12 protein-coding genes and 1 pseudogene are annotated in these 15036 nt (G+C 65.3%); 10 read left to right on the top strand and 3 right to left on the bottom strand.

The genetic code is table 11. The annotated features are described in order from the left end of the window. Window positions 1-8 precede the first annotated feature (8 nt). Complete coding sequence (locus ABIB90_RS20815; RefSeq protein WP_354164538.1) at window positions 9-1655, top strand: FGGY-family carbohydrate kinase; 1647 nt, start codon at window positions 9-11, stop codon at window positions 1653-1655. A 5-nt stretch (window positions 1656-1660) separates the two neighbouring features. Further along, the gene (locus tag ABIB90_RS20810; RefSeq protein ID WP_354164541.1) at window positions 1661-2596 is read left to right on the top strand and encodes a carbohydrate kinase family protein; all 936 of its coding nucleotides are present in this window, start codon (window positions 1661-1663) and stop codon (window positions 2594-2596) included. 171 nt (window positions 2597-2767) lie between these two features. Here the strand turns inward: ABIB90_RS20810 and ABIB90_RS20805 are convergent, their stop codons facing one another. Beyond that, on the bottom strand, window positions 2768-3655 hold the full coding sequence (locus ABIB90_RS20805; RefSeq protein ID WP_354164544.1) for a LysR family transcriptional regulator: 888 nt from the start codon (window positions 3653-3655) through the stop codon (window positions 2768-2770). 120 nt (window positions 3656-3775) lie between these two features. Between ABIB90_RS20805 and ABIB90_RS20800 the strand changes: the two genes are divergently transcribed. The 7 genes from ABIB90_RS20800 (at window position 3776) to ABIB90_RS20770 (ending at window position 12026) form a co-directional block, all read left to right on the top strand. Beyond that, the gene (locus ABIB90_RS20800) at window positions 3776-5197 is read left to right on the top strand and encodes an amidase (RefSeq protein WP_354164547.1); all 1422 of its coding nucleotides are present in this window, start codon (window positions 3776-3778) and stop codon (window positions 5195-5197) included. Between the two features lie 96 nt (window positions 5198-5293). Continuing rightward, window positions 5294-6244 carry an ABC transporter permease gene (locus ABIB90_RS20795; RefSeq protein WP_354164550.1) on the top strand — a complete coding sequence of 317 codons (951 nt, stop codon included), beginning with the start codon at window positions 5294-5296 and terminating at the stop codon, window positions 6242-6244. Further along, on the top strand, window positions 6241-7134 hold the full coding sequence (locus tag ABIB90_RS20790; RefSeq protein ID WP_354164553.1) for an ABC transporter permease: 894 nt from the start codon (window positions 6241-6243) through the stop codon (window positions 7132-7134). The genes ABIB90_RS20795 and ABIB90_RS20790 overlap by 4 nt, the downstream gene beginning before the upstream one ends. A gap of 2 nt (window positions 7135-7136) precedes the next feature. Further along, complete coding sequence (locus tag ABIB90_RS20785; RefSeq protein ID WP_354201297.1) at window positions 7137-8150, top strand: ABC transporter ATP-binding protein; 1014 nt, start codon at window positions 7137-7139, stop codon at window positions 8148-8150. Further along, window positions 8147-9151: an ABC transporter ATP-binding protein gene (locus ABIB90_RS20780; RefSeq protein ID WP_354201296.1), complete on the top strand. Its 1005-nt coding sequence runs from the start codon at window positions 8147-8149 to the stop codon at window positions 9149-9151. Before ABIB90_RS20785 ends, ABIB90_RS20780 begins: the two co-directional genes overlap by 4 nt. Window positions 9152-9205: 54 nt before the next feature. Continuing rightward, on the top strand, window positions 9206-10699 hold the full coding sequence (locus ABIB90_RS20775) for an ABC transporter substrate-binding protein (RefSeq protein ID WP_354164562.1): 1494 nt from the start codon (window positions 9206-9208) through the stop codon (window positions 10697-10699). A 352-nt stretch (window positions 10700-11051) separates the two neighbouring features. After that, window positions 11052-12026 carry a magnesium transporter CorA family protein gene (locus ABIB90_RS20770; RefSeq protein ID WP_354164564.1) on the top strand — a complete coding sequence of 325 codons (975 nt, stop codon included), beginning with the start codon at window positions 11052-11054 and terminating at the stop codon, window positions 12024-12026. A 43-nt stretch (window positions 12027-12069) separates the two neighbouring features. Here the strand turns inward: ABIB90_RS20770 and ABIB90_RS20765 are convergent, their stop codons facing one another. Together ABIB90_RS20765 and ABIB90_RS20760 are read right to left on the bottom strand one after the other, a co-directional pair. Then, window positions 12070-12696: an alpha/beta hydrolase gene (locus tag ABIB90_RS20765; RefSeq protein WP_354164567.1), complete on the bottom strand. Its 627-nt coding sequence runs from the start codon at window positions 12694-12696 to the stop codon at window positions 12070-12072. Further along, window positions 12693-13631, bottom strand: a complete 939-nt coding sequence (locus ABIB90_RS20760) for a ring-cleaving dioxygenase (RefSeq protein ID WP_354164570.1) — start codon at window positions 13629-13631, stop codon at window positions 12693-12695. Before ABIB90_RS20760 ends, ABIB90_RS20765 begins: the two co-directional genes overlap by 4 nt. 129 nt (window positions 13632-13760) lie before the next feature. Here ABIB90_RS20760 and ABIB90_RS20755 point away from each other — a divergent pair. Then, window positions 13761-14672, top strand: a pseudogene (locus ABIB90_RS20755) (LysR family transcriptional regulator). Window positions 14673-15036 lie beyond the last annotated feature (364 nt).

Genomic DNA, 15036 nt, shown 5'->3' with positions numbered 1-15036 from the left:
GGGCGACAATGCCGCGAGCGTATATCGGTGTCGATGTAGGGACCAATAGCACGCGGGCAGGGGTGTTCGACGAGGCGGGCACCTTGCTGGCGACGGCCAAACATCCGATCAGGATCTGGCATGAGGCCGGCGATGTCGTCGAGCAGTCGTCCCAGGATATCTGGGACGCTTGCACGGCGTCGGTACGGGCCGCGATGGCGGAAGCTGCAATCGCGCCCGACAGCGTCGGCGGTATCGGTTTCGATGCCACCTGCTCCCTCGTGGTGCTCGACCGGCAACGCGAGCCGCTCACCATCAGCGCCTCCGGCGACCGGCAGCGCAACGTCATCGTCTGGATGGATCACCGCGCCACGGCCGAGGCGCGGCTGATCAACGAAACCGGTGATGCCGTGCTGCGCTATGTTGGCGGCTCGATCTCGCCCGAGATGGAGATGCCGAAACTGCTGTGGCTGAAGCGGCATATGCGCGCGAGCTTCGACGCCGCAGGGCACTTCTTCGATCTGGCGGATTACCTGAGCTGGCGCGCCACCGGCTCGTTGCAACGCTCGACCTGCACGGTCACCTGCAAATGGAACTACCTTGCGCATGACGGTGGTGGCTGGAGCGCGCCATTCTTCAAGCGCATCGGCCTGTCGGACTTCGTCAACGAGAAATACGCCCGCATCGGCACCGAGATTGTCGCGCCCGGCACGCGGCTCGGCGCCGGTCTAACCGGTACGGCAGCTGCCGATCTTGGCTTGTCACCGGGCACGCCGGTCGGAGCGTCCCTGATCGATGCCCACGCCGGCGGCATCGGCGCAATCGGCGGCCGAGATGAGTCGGACGGCGCCACAGATGTCTCCGACCGCCTCGCCTACATCATGGGAACGTCGGCCTGCATCATGGCGACCACGAAAGAACCGTGCTTCGTGCCGGGCGTGTGGGGTCCTTATTACTCCGGCATGGTGCCGAATTTCTGGCTTAACGAGGGCGGGCAGTCCGCTGCGGGCGCTGCGATCGACCATCTTCTCAAATCGCATCCCGGCCACGCCGAAGCGAGCGCGGCTGCGCGCAGCGACGGTCTCGACCTCATCGAGTTTCTCGAGCGCCGCATCATCGCACGCGCAGGCGGCGCCAGCCGCGCCGCGCTGCTGGCCCGCGACGTCCATGTGCTTCCCGAGTTCATCGGCAACCGCTCGCCCTACGCCGATCCTGATACGCGCGCGGTGATCGCGGGCCTCGATCTCGACACCGACATCGCCTCGATGGAACGGCTGTTCGTCGCCGGTCTGTGCGGGCTCGCCTATGGGCTTGCCGAGGTGATCGAGGCCTTTGCCGCGCATGGCGTCCATTCCAGCATCATGATCATGGGCGGCGGCGCCAGCCGCAGTCCGCTGGTGCGGCAGATCATGGCCGATACGACTGGCCTCACCGTGGCGCTGCCGCAGACCACGGAGCCGGTGCTGCTCGGTGCCGCCATGCTTGGCGCCGTCGCCGGCGGCGCCTATGCCTCGATCGGGGAGACCATGGCAAAGATGTCGGCGCTGGGACGGAAGAGCGAGCCGACCACGCCCGACATCGCCGCCTTCCACGCCCGCAAACGCGAGGTCTACAGATTGCTGCGCGAGGTCGATCGCGGCAGCCGCGCCGCGATGCGTGGAATGGCCGGAGGTTGAAACGGATGTTGATTTCTTGCGGCGATGCGCTGATCGATTTCGTCCCGACGCGAAACATCGACGCGCGCGAAGCGGTGATGCCCGCCGTCGGCGGCTCCTGCCTCAACGTCGCGATCGGCATGGCGCGCCTGGACGCGCCGACCGGCTTTGTCGGCGGCATCTCGACCGACATGTTCGGGCGCATGATCGCCGACCACGCCGCTGCATCCAATGTCGAGCTCGCCCTCGCCACCCGCAGCGAACACCAGACCACGCTCGCCTTTGTTCGTATTCTCGCCGGCGAGTCGCATTACGCGTTCTATGATGCCGAGACCGCGACACGGAACTGGACCTACCGGCGCGGGTCCATTCCGTTCGATACTGTTGAAGCCCTCCATGTCGGTTCGACCACGCTCGTCAACGACCAGGGCGCGACCGAAACCAAGGCCCTGATCGCGGACGCACGGGCGTCCTCGACAATCTCTTTTGATCCGAACTGCCGGCCCAACCTCGTTAACGACAAGCCGGCTTATCTCGCGCGCATGGCCGAGTTTGCGGCCAGCGCCGATCTCATCAAGATGTCGGACGTCGATTTTACCTATCTGTTCGCCGAGGAGCCGTATCACCAGCGTGCGAGCACGCTGCTCGCACGCGGCGCGAGCCTCGTCGTCATCACCCGTGGCGACAACGGTGCGATCGCGTGGCATGCGGGGGCAGGGCAGATCGAGGTCGCCGCCCCCAAGGTCGTGGTCGCCGACACCATCGGCGCGGGTGACAGTTTTCAGGCGGCGTTGTTGTTCGCCCTGCACAAGCAGGGACGTCTCGCCCGACAGCAACTAAAGGATATCGGCGAGGACGAGCTCCGCCGCGCGCTGTCCTTTGCCGCCAATTGCGCTGGGCTGACCTGCACCCGTCCGGGCGCCGATCCGCCCTGGAGCCACGAGATCAGTTGGAGCTGGTAATTCGCTTTTTCCTTCTCCCCTTGTGGGAGAAGGTGGCGCGAAGCGCCGGATGAGGGGTTGCTTCCGCGAATTCACAAGCATGAGGTCACGCGCGGAGAGAACCCCTCACCCGTCTCGCCGCTACGCGGCGAGCCACCCTCTCCCACAAGAAGGGGAGAGGGGAAGCACGCCTCACAGCCGAGCGACAGCCTTCTCGGCGCATTTCAGAAAAGTGCGGATCAGCGGAGTCTGGGAGTCGCGCCGCCAGCAGACCGCGATGTCGATGGAATCGCTTGCGTCCCGCAGCGGCCGGAACACGACCCCGCGCGGCGCCCCGAGCTGGGCGCAGGCGGGCAGGATGGCGAGGCCTTCACCGGCGAGAACCAGGCTCATCGCCGAATGTACCGTCTCCACCCGGCTCGCAATCGGCATCACGATCTGATGCCGCCGCAGCAGGGCCGCGACCGCGGAGGAGGAGGGGTCCCGCTCCGGCGGCGGCAGCGCGATCAGCGGACGGCCCTGCAGTCGTGTCATTGGCACCGCGCTCAGGCGCGCAAGCGGCGAACGGTTTGGCACCGCCAGCATGAACGGCTGCGCGCCGATCCGGGCCACCTGGATCTCGGGGTGGTTGATGGCTGGCATGCAGATCGCGACGGTGACGCTGCGGTCGAGCAGCCGCGCCTCGCGCGTCGAGGCACTGAGCTCGGCGAAATCGAGATCGACGCCGGGAATGGATCGCCGGAGCTCGGGGATGAGACGCGGCAGCATCGCGTTCGCCAGCACGAACATGTAGCCGACGGACAGCCGACCACGGCTACCGGCCGCGACCGCGCGCGCGGCCTCGATGCCGTCAGCCGCCAGCGCCAGCGCCCCGCCGGCGCGCGCCAGCAGCGCCTGGCCCGCTTCGGTCAAATCCATGCCGCGCGTGCCGCGGCGGAACAGCGGCGCGCCGACCTCGGCCTCCAGCTTGCGGATCTGGACCGAGAGCGGCGGCTGCGCCATCCGCAGCCGCTCGGCGGCCTTGCCGACGCTGCGCGCCTCGGCGACGGCGACGAAATAGCGGAGCCGGCGAAGATCCATTGGCATACCGAAAACGTATGGGTTGGTGTTCAAAATCGTATTGGCGGCGAGTTAACAAAACTGTCATCCTGGCTGTCAATGCTATCGGCCACCGGCGGCCGGGTTCGGAGCGAAGTGACGATGAACGGTGATCCCTGCCTGCTGTCCGCAACCGTGCTGCGCGGCCTCATCGCGACAAAGCAGATCTCGCCCGTCGAGCTCACCCGCGCGGTGCTCGCCCGCGCCGAAGCGCTCCAGCCCGAGCTGAACTGCTTCATCACGATCTGCGGCGACGAGGCGCTTGCCGCCGCGCGCGAGGCAGAGCGCAAGCTGATGGCCGGCGGGCCGCTCGGCCTGCTGCACGGCATCCCCGTCACCGTCAAGGACATTGTCAACACCAAGGGCGTGAAGACCAGTTTCGGCGCCATTCCCTACAAGGACAATGTTCCGGACGAGGATGCCGTCGCGGTCGCGCGGCTCCGCGCGCAAGGCGCCATCCTGATCGGCAAGACCACGACGCCCGAATTCGGCAGCAAATGCCTGACCGACTCGCCGCTGTTCGGCCGCACCCGCAATGCGTGGAGTGCCGAGCGTTCCTCCGGCGGCTCCAGCGGCGGCGCGGCGGTGGCGGTGGCGAGCGGCATCTCGCCGCTGGCGATCGCGACCGATGGCGGCGGCTCGACGCGAATTCCCGCCGCCTGCAACGGCGTTGTCGGGCTGAAGCAGAGCAACGGCGTCATCCCGCATAGCCAGGCGCTGGACGTGTTCGGCAACCAGACCTATGTCACGCCGATGACGCGAACCGTCGCCGACACCGCGCTGATGATGCAGGCGATGGCCGGCGAGGATTCTTGCGATCCCTGGTCGATCGGCGTTCCCGTGTCCGATTTCATCGGCACGGCCGCCCCGCGCGGCGATCTGCGTGGGCAGAAAATCCTGTATTGCATGTCGCCGCCCGGACGCCCTGTCTCTGCCGACGTCGCAGCCGGCTTCAAGGTGAGCCTCGATCGGTTGGCAGGGCTCGGCGCCGAGCTCGAGGAATTCTCCGGCGAGGGGTTCGACATCGAGCCGATCTGGCGCGCCATCAATCACACCGTCTGGCGGACGCGCTTTGCAAAACTCGCGGCCGAGCATGGGGACGCGCTGAGCGAGGCCTTCCTCAAGCAGCTTGCGCTTGCCACCGACGTCAGCGGCGTCGCCTATCAGGAGGCGATGTTCGCCCGCACGGCGCTGTTCCGCCGGGTGCAATCCCTGCTTGCGCGCGGGCATTTGCTGGCGATGCCGACCATCACCCGCACCGCCCTGCCAATCGATCAGGATCTGTTCGGCACCATCGAGATCGACGGCAGGCAGTTTGACAGCGTCCGGCCGCACTGGTTCCCTTGGACCATGCCGTTCAACATGACCGGGCACCCCGCGATCAGTCTGCCCTGCGGCTTTGGCCGCGACGGCCTGCCGATCGGCTTGCAACTCGTGGGCCGCTTCCGCAGCGATGCCGACTTGCTGCGCGCGAGCGCGTTGTTCGAAGCCTCGCATGACCTCCTGTCCCGCTGGCCGGCTTGAGGAGAGGGACATGCAAAGGACTTGTTCGCAAAGCACTTGCCTCCGGTGCTCGGACATGTTGATCGTGCTGCGGATGAGCCCTGAATCCGAGCGCGCATGAGCGTATTTGTCCTCCGACGTGTGCTGACCTTGCTGGCGACGCTGGTCGGCGCGTCCGTGATCATTTTCCTGGTGCTGGATGCTCTTCCGGGCAACGCCGCGCAGATGCTGATGGGCGCCGACGCCTCGCCAGATGCGGTCCGTGCGCTCACCGTCAAGCTCGGGCTCGACCAGCCGCTGGCGCTTCGCTATCTGCAATGGATCAAGGGGCTGCTCGTCGGCGATCTCGGCAACTCCTATGTCTACGGCACGCCGGTCGCAAGCCTGATTGCGGAGCGGCTGGTGCTGACCGTTCCGCTCGCGATGATGTCCATGCTGATCACAGTGACGTTGGCGCTCTCGGCCGGCATCTACACCGCCGCCAACCACAACAAGCTCGGCGACGTCGGCGTGATGTCGCTGACCCAGGTGGGCATCGCGCTGCCGAATTTCTGGTTCGCGATCCTGCTGGTGCTGTTGTTTTCGGTGCGGCTGCAATGGCTGTCCGCGGGCGGCTTTCCCGGTTGGGAGGACGGCATCTGGATCGGGATCAAGTCGCTGCTGCTGCCGGCGGTATCGCTCGCGGTGGTGCAGGCCGCGATCCTCGCACGCGTCACGCGCTCGGCGGTGCTGGAAGTGCTGCGCGAGGATTTCGTCCGCACGGCGCGCGCAAAAGGGCTCGGCAAGCGCGAGGTGCTGTGGAAGCACGTGCTGCGCAATGCCATGATTCCCGTGATGACGGTGATGGGCCTGCAATTCGCCAATCTGCTCGCCGGCACCATCGTGATCGAGAACGTGTTCTATCTGCCGGGCCTCGGCCGCCTGATCTTCCAGTCGATCGCCAACCGCGACCTCATCGTGGTGCGCAACTGCGTGATGCTGCTCGCGACCATGGTCGTCATCGTCAATTTCGTGGTCGACGTGCTCTATGCCTTCGTCGATCCCCGCATCAAGGTCCACGATCTGTGAGCGCGCCGCTGACCACCCTCGTCGATGCGCCGGCCACAGCGCGCCCTCTGCCGGCCCGGACCTTCTGGCGCCGCGCGCTGCGTCATCGCAGCTTCGTGCTCGGCGGCGCGCTGAGCCTGCTGGTTCTCGCCTCGGCGCTGCTGTCGCTGCTGTGGACGCCTTGGTCGCCCTATGAGATCGACATCGCCGCAAAGCTCCAGCCGCCCTCGGCCGCGCACTGGCTCGGCACTGACGTCTTCGGCCGCGACATCGTCTCGCTGCTGCTGGCCGGCGCCCGCTCCACCATCATGGTCGGCATCATCGCGGTCAGCATCGGCCTCACCTTCGGCGTCTGTCTCGGTTTGATCGCGTCGGCCAGGCGGGGCTGGACCGAAGAGATCATCATGCGCTTCTCCGATTTCACCTTCGCCTTTCCGGCCGTGCTCTCCGCGATCATGCTCGCCGCGGTCGCGGGGCCGGGCATGGTGACCTCGATCGTCGCCATCGGCATCTTCCAGATCCCGACGCTGATCCGGCTGACGCGCGGCTCGGCCAACGCGATCTGGGCGCGCGAATTCGTGCTGGCCGCGCGCGCGGCAGGCAAGGGCAAGTTTCGCATCACCATCGAGCACGTGCTGCCCAACATCATGTCGATCCTGATCGTGCAGGCGACGATCCAGTTTGCGCTCGCGATTCTTGCCGAGGCCGCGTTGTCCTATCTCGGTCTCGGCACGCAGCCGCCGCAGCCGTCCTGGGGACGGATGCTGAACGACGCGCAGACGCTGCTGTTCCAGTCGCCGATGCTCGCGGTCTATCCGGGCGCTGCGATTGCAATCGCGGTGCTCGGCCTCAATCTGCTCGGCGACGGTCTACGCGATCTGCTCGACCCTCGACTGGCGCGGGAGCGATGACGATGAGCGAGCGCTCTACCATGCCGCTGATCGAGGTCGAAAATCTCGGCGTGCGCCTCAACACCAGCCGCGGGCCGGCACAGGCCGTGCGCGGCGTCAGCTTTGCCCTGAAGCGCGGCGAGACGCTCGGGCTGGTCGGCGAATCCGGCTGCGGCAAGTCGGTGACGGCGTTGTCGCTGATGGGGCTGCTGCCGGACAGCGCCGTCGTCACCGGCAGCATCAAGCTGGATGGTGGCGAACTCGCTGGTTTGTCGGACGCGGATTATTGTCGGCTGCGCGGCAATCGCATCAGCATGATCTTCCAGGAGCCGATGACCGCGCTCAACCCGATGCACACGATCGGCCACCAGGTCGCCGAGCCGCTGCGGCGTCACAAGAAATACTCGGCATCGCAGGCGCGGCGAGAAACGATCGCCTTGCTCGACCGCGTCGGGCTGCCCGATCCGGCCAGGCGCGTCGATGCCTATCCGCACCAGTTCTCCGGCGGCCAGCGTCAGCGCGTCACCATTGCGATGGCGCTCGCCTGCGAGCCGGACCTTCTGATCGCGGACGAGCCGACCACGGCGCTCGACGTCACCATTCAGGGCCAGATCCTCGACCTGATCGCCGATCTGGTCGAGGAGCGCGGCATGTCGATGATCCTGATCTCGCACGATCTCGGCGTCATCGCCGAGAACGTGCAACGCATGATGGTGATGTACGGCGGCACGATCATCGAGAGCGGACCGACCGACGAGGTGTTCCGCCGGATGGGACATCCCTACACGCAAGGCCTGTTCCGCGCCCGGCCGAAACTCGGCGCACGCAAGGGGACGCGGCTGATGACGATATCGGGCACGGTCCCGGAGCTCGCCGATCTGCCGTCCGGTTGCACCTTCGCCGATCGGTGTCCGCTCGTGATCGAGCAGTGCCGGGCCGCGCTTCCACCGATGGTGGACGTCGGACCCGGCCACTTCGTGCGCTGCATCCGGACCGACGTCTCCATGGCCGAACGCGTCGGAGCGCTGACCGCATGAGCACGGCGCCTCTTCTCGACGTCAAGGATATCGAGCAGCGCTACACGCTGCCGCGCGAAAGCGTGTTCCGCCCGCCGGGGCAGGTGCGCGCGCTCAACGGTGTCAGCGTGCGGGTCGACGCCGGCAAGAGCCTCGGCATCGTCGGCGAATCCGGCTCCGGCAAGTCGACCTTCGCGCGGGTGGTGATGGCGCTGGAGCGGCCGACATCGGGGCAGGTCGCGCTGCTCGGCCGCGACCTCAACCGCATCTCCGCCGACGAATTGCGCCGCGCCCGCCGCGATTTCCAGATGGTGTTCCAGGATCCCTACGGATCGCTCGACCCACGCCAGACCATCGCGCGTATCGTCGCCGAACCGCTCACCGTGTTGGAGGGGATTGATCGTACGACGCTACGTGCCCGCGTCTCCGCGGTGCTGCAGCAGGTGGGCCTGCGTAGTGCCGACATGGAGAAGTATCCGCACGAATTCTCCGGCGGCCAGCGCCAGCGCATCGCCATCGCGCGCGCGCTGATCACCCAGCCGAAGTTGATCGTCGCCGACGAGCCGGTCTCCGCGCTCGACGTCTCCGTGCAGGCGCAAGTCTTGAACCTGATGCAGGACCTCCAGGAGCAGTTCGGTCTCAGTTACGTCCTGATCAGCCACGATCTCGCCGTCGTCGACTATCTCTGCGACGAGGTCGCGGTGATGTATCTCGGCCGTGTCGTCGAGCAGGGGCGGCCGGAGGATTTGTTCGAGCGCTGCGCCCATCCCTATACACGGGCCCTGCTGGATGCCGTGCCGCGGGTGCGCGCCGGCGGCGGCCGGCGCCGGCGCGGGGCCCAGGCGATCGCCTCGCAATCGGCGGTCGCGACCGGGTGTCCCTATGTCTCGCGATGCGCGCTGGCCGATCAGCATTGCTGCGAGGTTCTGCCTGAGCTACGCAAGGTGGGCGAGACGCATCTGGCCGCCTGTCACAAGGCGGAAGCCGTGATGGCGTTGCCGCAATTGCCCGTCGAAGGTTAGCGTCCGCGCCGGGATTGGCGTAGGTTGGGACAACAGAAGGCCGGGGAGTTACGCATGTTCAGGAAATTATTCGTCGTTGCATGTGCCGCTGCGTTTGCTGCGGCACCGTTGCCGGTACTGGCGCAAGGCAAGAAGGACAGCGTCGTCATGGGCATGACGCTGGAGCCCCCCGGGCTCGATCCGACCAACGCCGCCGCAGCGGCGATCGCCGAAGTCACGCTCTACAACATCTACGAGACGCTGACCAAGATCAACGAAGACGGCTCGACCTCGCCATTGCTGGCGGAGAGCTGGACGGCCTCGCCCGATCTGAAGACCTATACGTTCAAGCTGCGCAAGGGCGTCAAATTCCACAATGGCGAGCCGTTCGATTCCGCCGCGGTGAAGTTCTCGTTCGAACGCAATGCTGGTGCCACCAGCACCAATAAGGACAAGAGCCTGTTCCAGAGCTTCGAGTCCGTTGCCGCGCCCGACGCCGACACGGTCGTGATCACCCTGAAAAACCCCGAGCCGAACTTCCCGTTCTTGATGGGGCAGGCAAGCGCCTCGATCGTCGAGCCGAAAAGCGCTGCCACCAATATCACGCAGCCGGTCGGGACCGGACCTTACCAGTTCGGCGCCTGGGCCAAGGGGTCGTCGATGACCCTGAACAAATGGGCCGACTATCGCAACGCATCGGCGATCAAGCTCTCCAAGGTGACGATCCGTTTCATTTCTGATCCCGCGGCTCAGGCCGCGGCGCTGCTCTCGGGCGACGTAGACGCTTTTCCGCGCATCGCGACTCGCGTCGTTGCCCAGTTCAAGGCCGACCCGCGCTTCACGGTGCTGATCGGCGGCTCCAAAGCCAAGACCATTGTCGCCATCAACCATCGGAAGAAGCCGCTCGACGACGTCCGCGTTCGCCGCGCGATTCTCGCTGCGATCGACCGCAAGGCGATCATCGAGGGTGCCGTCGAAGGATTCGGCACGCCGATCGGCAGCTTCTACACGCCGGGATCGCTCGGCTATGTCGATACCACCGGCATCAACCCTTACGATCCCGACAAGTCCAAGAAGCTGCTCGCCGAGGCTGGAATCACCGCGCCGCTCGAGCTGTCGCTGAAGCTGCCGCCGCCGCCCTATGCGCGGCAAGGCGGCGAGATTGTCGCGGCCCAGCTTGCCAAGGTCGGCATCATCGCCAAGATCGAGAACGTGGAATGGGCGCAATGGCTGTCGCAGGTGTTCGCCGGCAATGGCCCGCATAATTTTGACCTCACCATTGTCAGCCACGTCGAGCCATTCGACCTCGTCAAGGTCACCGAGCCCGACTATTACCTCGGCTACAACAACGACGCCTTCAACGCACTGTACAAGCAGATCGTGTCGACGCCGGACGACACGGCGCGTGCCAGGCTTCTCGGCGACGCCCAGCGGATGCTGGCAACCGACGCAGCCTCCGCCTACCTGTTCCAGCCGCAATGGCCCACCGTCGCCAGCAAGAAGCTGAAAGGCGTCTGGAAGGAAGTCCCGCAGTTTGAGAACGATTTCTCGATGTGGGCGTGGGAGTAGGGTCGCCCAGGTCGATTGCGCGATTTCGGTGACGATCTCTCCCAACGGAAGAGATCGTCACGAGACCGGTCCAAACAAAAACCTGAAAAACAACCCCATGCACAGTAGCCGGGGATAGTCATTTCAATGACTTGCGCGTCACGCGATTTGAATGGTTTGCGGCGATGCCGTTGACGCGTCGGGCAAAACACTGGCATGATGGCATCATCGAAGAAGGCCGCGGCCGCTTGGTTTGATTGCGCCGGCCCGATGCTCCCCCCGACTTTGAACGTTCGGAACCCTCATGCGTTAGCTCGAGGCAGGATGGCCGCAGGCCGTGCGATCCGGCGCGAGGGTATGCGGAGTTCGGTTCTTGCTCAAACTGTACAGGTGGCCATCTGACGACTGGCAGAAGATCGGCGCGCAGATGCCGTCCGAGATCATCTGGGCTGATCTTTTGGACGCGACCGCGGAGGAAAAGCAGTTCGTCGAACGATTGCTCGGGATACGCGTTCCGTCCGAGGATTCGCTCAGCGAGATCGAAGCGTCGAGCCGCCTGATCCTCGACAACGGCACGCTCTATCTCAGCTCGCCGGCGGTCCGGCTCAACGAGGACAACGAGCCCGAGATCACGCCGGTGGGATTCGTCATCGGCCCTCGCGTGCTGGTGACGGTGCGCTTCGCGCAGCTGCCGATCTTCGACGACATCGGCGAGCGTATCGGTTCCGACGACAGCCTGGAGAACGGCATGTGCGTGTTCACCAGCCTGGTCGAGGCCATGGTCGACCGCGGCGCCGATGTTCTGGAGCATCTCGGCGCGAAGGTCGACAGGCTCTCGCGGGGCGTCTTCAAAGGCGGGCTCGTTCGCACCAAGCGGCCGGTTCGCTCCAGCCGGCGGATGCGCGAGGCGCTGGAGAACATCGGGGAGTTGGCCGATCGGCTCGCCAAGGCGCGCGATGTCCTGCTTGGCGTCGGACGCGTCGCCTCGTTTGCCGGCGATGTCGGGAGTGAATGGATCACGGCCGCGTCGAAGAAGCGCCTCGAGGCCGTCTCGAAGGATGTCGCTTCGCTCGGCGATTACGAGACGCGATTGTCGGACAAGATCCAGCTTCTGCTCGATGCCGTGCTCGGCTTCATCAATATCCAGCAGAACGAGCTGTTCAAGATCCTGACCATCGTCTCGGTCGTCGGCGTGCCGCCCACGATTTTGGTCGGCATCTGGGGCATGAACTTCAAGCACATGCCGGAGCTGGACTGGACGTTCGGCTATCCGCTGGCCTGGCTTGCCATCATTGCCAGCGGCGTGCTGCCGCTGATCTGGTTCAAGCGACGCGGCTGGTTCGAATGAAATAGCGGCGCACCGTTCGACAACGATGCGCCGCTCTTCGGGATCAGACGACTTCGGCGGCGAATGTGCCGATCCAGTCGCGGGCGAGCGTCAAATCGGTTTGCGACAATTGATGGCCTGCCGGCAACACTTTGTGTTCGACCCGCGCTCCGGCTTCCGACAACAGCGAGGCAAGCTTCGCCGAATTGTTCGCCGGAACGATCGGATCAGCCTGCCCTGACAGAAGCAGGACGGGCTTGCCGCCGAGCTCGGCCTTCGGCGGATCCGACAGCGGCACCATGGCGCGGAGCAGAATCGCGCCTGCCAGCACGTCCGGCTTCAACAGCAGCAGCGCGGCTGCGATGTTGGCGCCGTTGGAGAAGCCGACCGCGACCGGCGCGGCGAGGCCATACCGCTTCCGTGCCTCCGCAACGAAGCCGCCGAGTTCGTGCGCGCGGCGGCGCACGTCGTCCTCGTCGAACACGCCTTCGGCAAGGCGGCGGAAGAAGCGCTGCATGCCGTGCTCGAGCACGCGTCCGCGCGGCGAGAGCAGGGCCGAACCGGGCGAGATCATCTTGCCAAGCCCGAGCAGATCGTTCTCGTCGCCACCGGTGCCGTGCAGTAGCAGGAGCGGAGGGGAGCCCGCGCCGGTCGCGGGCTCGAAGCGATGGATGAATGAATTCTCGGTCACGACACCCTCTCTTCCAAATTGGGCAGAACACCCTCGATCTGCTTGCGCTGCGCTTCGAGGAAGCTCGGCAGCTTCAGGTCGCGTCCCAGCGTCGCGACGGGCTCGTCGACGGCGAAGCCGGGGATATCGGTGGCGATCTCGAACAGCACGCCGCCAGGCTCGCGGAAGTAGATGGAGCGGAAGTAGTTGCGGTCCCTCTGCTCGGTCGGATGCAGGCCGTGATTGCTCACGAGCCTTTGCGCCATCTTGCCCTGCTCGGCATCGTCGGCCGCGCGGAAGGCGATGTGATGCACGGAGCCGCCACCTTGGTGCCCGCGCAAAAAGCCCTTGGCCTCGTAGATGTCGACCACGCTGCCTTCGACATCGCCCGGTGCCTTGAAGCGGATCACCGAGCCTTCGCGCGCCGTCTCCTTGAAGCCGAACACGTCGGTGAGGACGGCCGCCGTCTTCGCCGCGCTGTCGAGCAGCAAGGTCACGCCGTGGAAGCCGCGGATCGCATGTTCGGCGGGAACGTCGCCGTTGCTCCAGCCGCGCTCGCTCTCGGCGCCGGGGACACCGACGAGCGCGAGCGCCATGCCATCAGGGTCTGTGAATGGCAGCACGGACTCGCCAAAGCGCTTCTCCAGCGCCTCGTAAGCGATGCCCTTCTCGACGAAGCGCTGCGTCCAATAGCCGAGCGAGCTTTGCGGCACGCGGAAGGCGGTCTGGTGCGTCTCGCCGACGCCGCGGCGCCCGGCCGGCACGCCGGCCCAGGGAAAGAAGGTCAGGATGGTGCCGGGGCGGCCGGTCTCGTCGCCATAATAAAAATGATAGGTGCCGGGATCGTCGAAATTGACCGTCTTCTTGACGAAGCGCAGGCCGAGATCACGGGTGTAAAAGCCGAAATTCCTGATGGGGTCGCCCGCGATCGCGGTCACATGGTGCAGTCCAGACATGGTCGTCCTCCTGAATTCGGGGAGCGGTCTTGCTCTGACCGGAAATATCGTTCCGCTTTGGATTGGAGACAATCCATGCAAATATGACGTCTATGTCTACGATTTGGAAACAATTGCCGGCGCCGGCCCGTGGATAAGGTCGCCAGCCTCCGGGCCTTCGTAAAGGTGGTCGAAAGCGGCAGTTTTGCCGAGGCGGGCCGGCAGTTACGGCTGTCGCGCTCGGCGATCAGCAAATACATCGCCGACCTCGAAGAGAGCCTCGGCGTGCAGCTCCTGAACCGAACCACGCGCCATGCGAGCCCGACCGAGAACGGCCAGCGCTATTTCGAGCGCGCGGTCGTGATCCTGTCGGAGATCGAGGCGGCCGACCAGGCCGTGGCGCAAGCCCAGTCGGCGCCGCGCGGCCTGTTGCGCGTCAACGCGCCGATGTCGTTCGGCACCCTGCGGCTCGGGCCGGTGCTTGCCGATTTCATGTCGCGATATCCGGAGCTACAGCTCCAGCTCGTGCTCAGCGACGATCTGCTCGATCCCGTCCAGGACGGCTTTGACGTGACCTTGCGGATCGCGGAATTGGAATCGTCGAGCTTGATCGCGCGAAAGATCATGCCGGTAGCGCGCATGATCTGCGCTTCTCCGGATTATCTGGCGCGTCACGGCACCCCAAAACATCCGCAGGATCTGCGCGGGCACGCCTCGCTGACCTACGGCTTCCTGCTCACGGGCAATCAGTGGAAGCTCACCGGCATCGACGGCGATCACTGAATCCAGCCGGCCTGGTCGCTCTGCGTCAACAATGCCGAAGTGCTGCGTGATGTCGCGGTCAAGGGCAGGGGGCTCGCGCTGCTCCCGGAGTTCATCGCCGCGGATGCTTTGCGAAAGGGCGAACTGCGAACGGTGCTGGACGAGTATTCCGCGCCGCCGCTCGCGCTCTATGCGGTCTATCCGCCGACCCGGCATCTGTCGGTGAAGGTGCGGCTGTTCATCGATTTCCTGGTGGAGCGGTTTGGCCGGGATGACGAAGCGGGTGTGCGAACCCGCTAACGGGGCGCAGGGCTATGAGCGCACGACCAGATTTTCCCTAGTTTTCGATCTCGAACCGAACCGCGACATCCTCGCCAACGCGCGCAAGCCTACGCGCTCGTGTCCTCGCAATCGCAGATGAAAAGTCGTGGACCATCTCCTTGACTTCGGGCACCAATTTGGCCGTGTTCACGACTTTGATTACATAGGGAGGTTTGAGGGCGTTCATCCCGCCTCCAAAAATCGAGTCTAGAAAAGCTCCGATAATGTCGCCATGCCATTCCGGCGCCCCCTATCGCAATCTTAAGCGCCAGTCGAAAGTCCTGAACAGTTTTCCAGCTGCTGGCGTCGAGTTCTATTTCGCGCATCGTCATACCGAGGGGAT

The sequence above is a fragment of the Bradyrhizobium sp. JR4.1 genome (genome assembly GCF_040548605.1).
GTDB lineage: Bacteria > Pseudomonadota > Alphaproteobacteria > Rhizobiales > Xanthobacteraceae > Bradyrhizobium > Bradyrhizobium canariense.
This window is presented reverse-complemented; position numbering and strand designations above follow the sequence as displayed.

Coding starts and splice junctions, on each gene's coding strand:
- ABIB90_RS20815 (WP_354164538.1), top strand. CDS start 9: ATGCCGCGAGCGTATATCGGTGTCGATGTAGGGACCAATAGCACGCGG.
- ABIB90_RS20810 (WP_354164541.1), top strand. CDS start 1,661: ATGTTGATTTCTTGCGGCGATGCGCTGATCGATTTCGTCCCGACGCGA.
- ABIB90_RS20805 (WP_354164544.1), bottom strand. CDS start 3,655: ATGGATCTTCGCCGGCTCCGCTATTTCGTCGCCGTCGCCGAGGCGCGC.
- ABIB90_RS20800 (WP_354164547.1), top strand. CDS start 3,776: ATGAACGGTGATCCCTGCCTGCTGTCCGCAACCGTGCTGCGCGGCCTC.
- ABIB90_RS20795 (WP_354164550.1), top strand. CDS start 5,294: ATGAGCGTATTTGTCCTCCGACGTGTGCTGACCTTGCTGGCGACGCTG.
- ABIB90_RS20785 (WP_354201297.1), top strand. CDS start 7,137: ATGAGCGAGCGCTCTACCATGCCGCTGATCGAGGTCGAAAATCTCGGC.
- ABIB90_RS20780 (WP_354201296.1), top strand. CDS start 8,147: ATGAGCACGGCGCCTCTTCTCGACGTCAAGGATATCGAGCAGCGCTAC.
- ABIB90_RS20775 (WP_354164562.1), top strand. CDS start 9,206: ATGTTCAGGAAATTATTCGTCGTTGCATGTGCCGCTGCGTTTGCTGCG.
- ABIB90_RS20760 (WP_354164570.1), bottom strand. CDS start 13,631: ATGTCTGGACTGCACCATGTGACCGCGATCGCGGGCGACCCCATCAGG.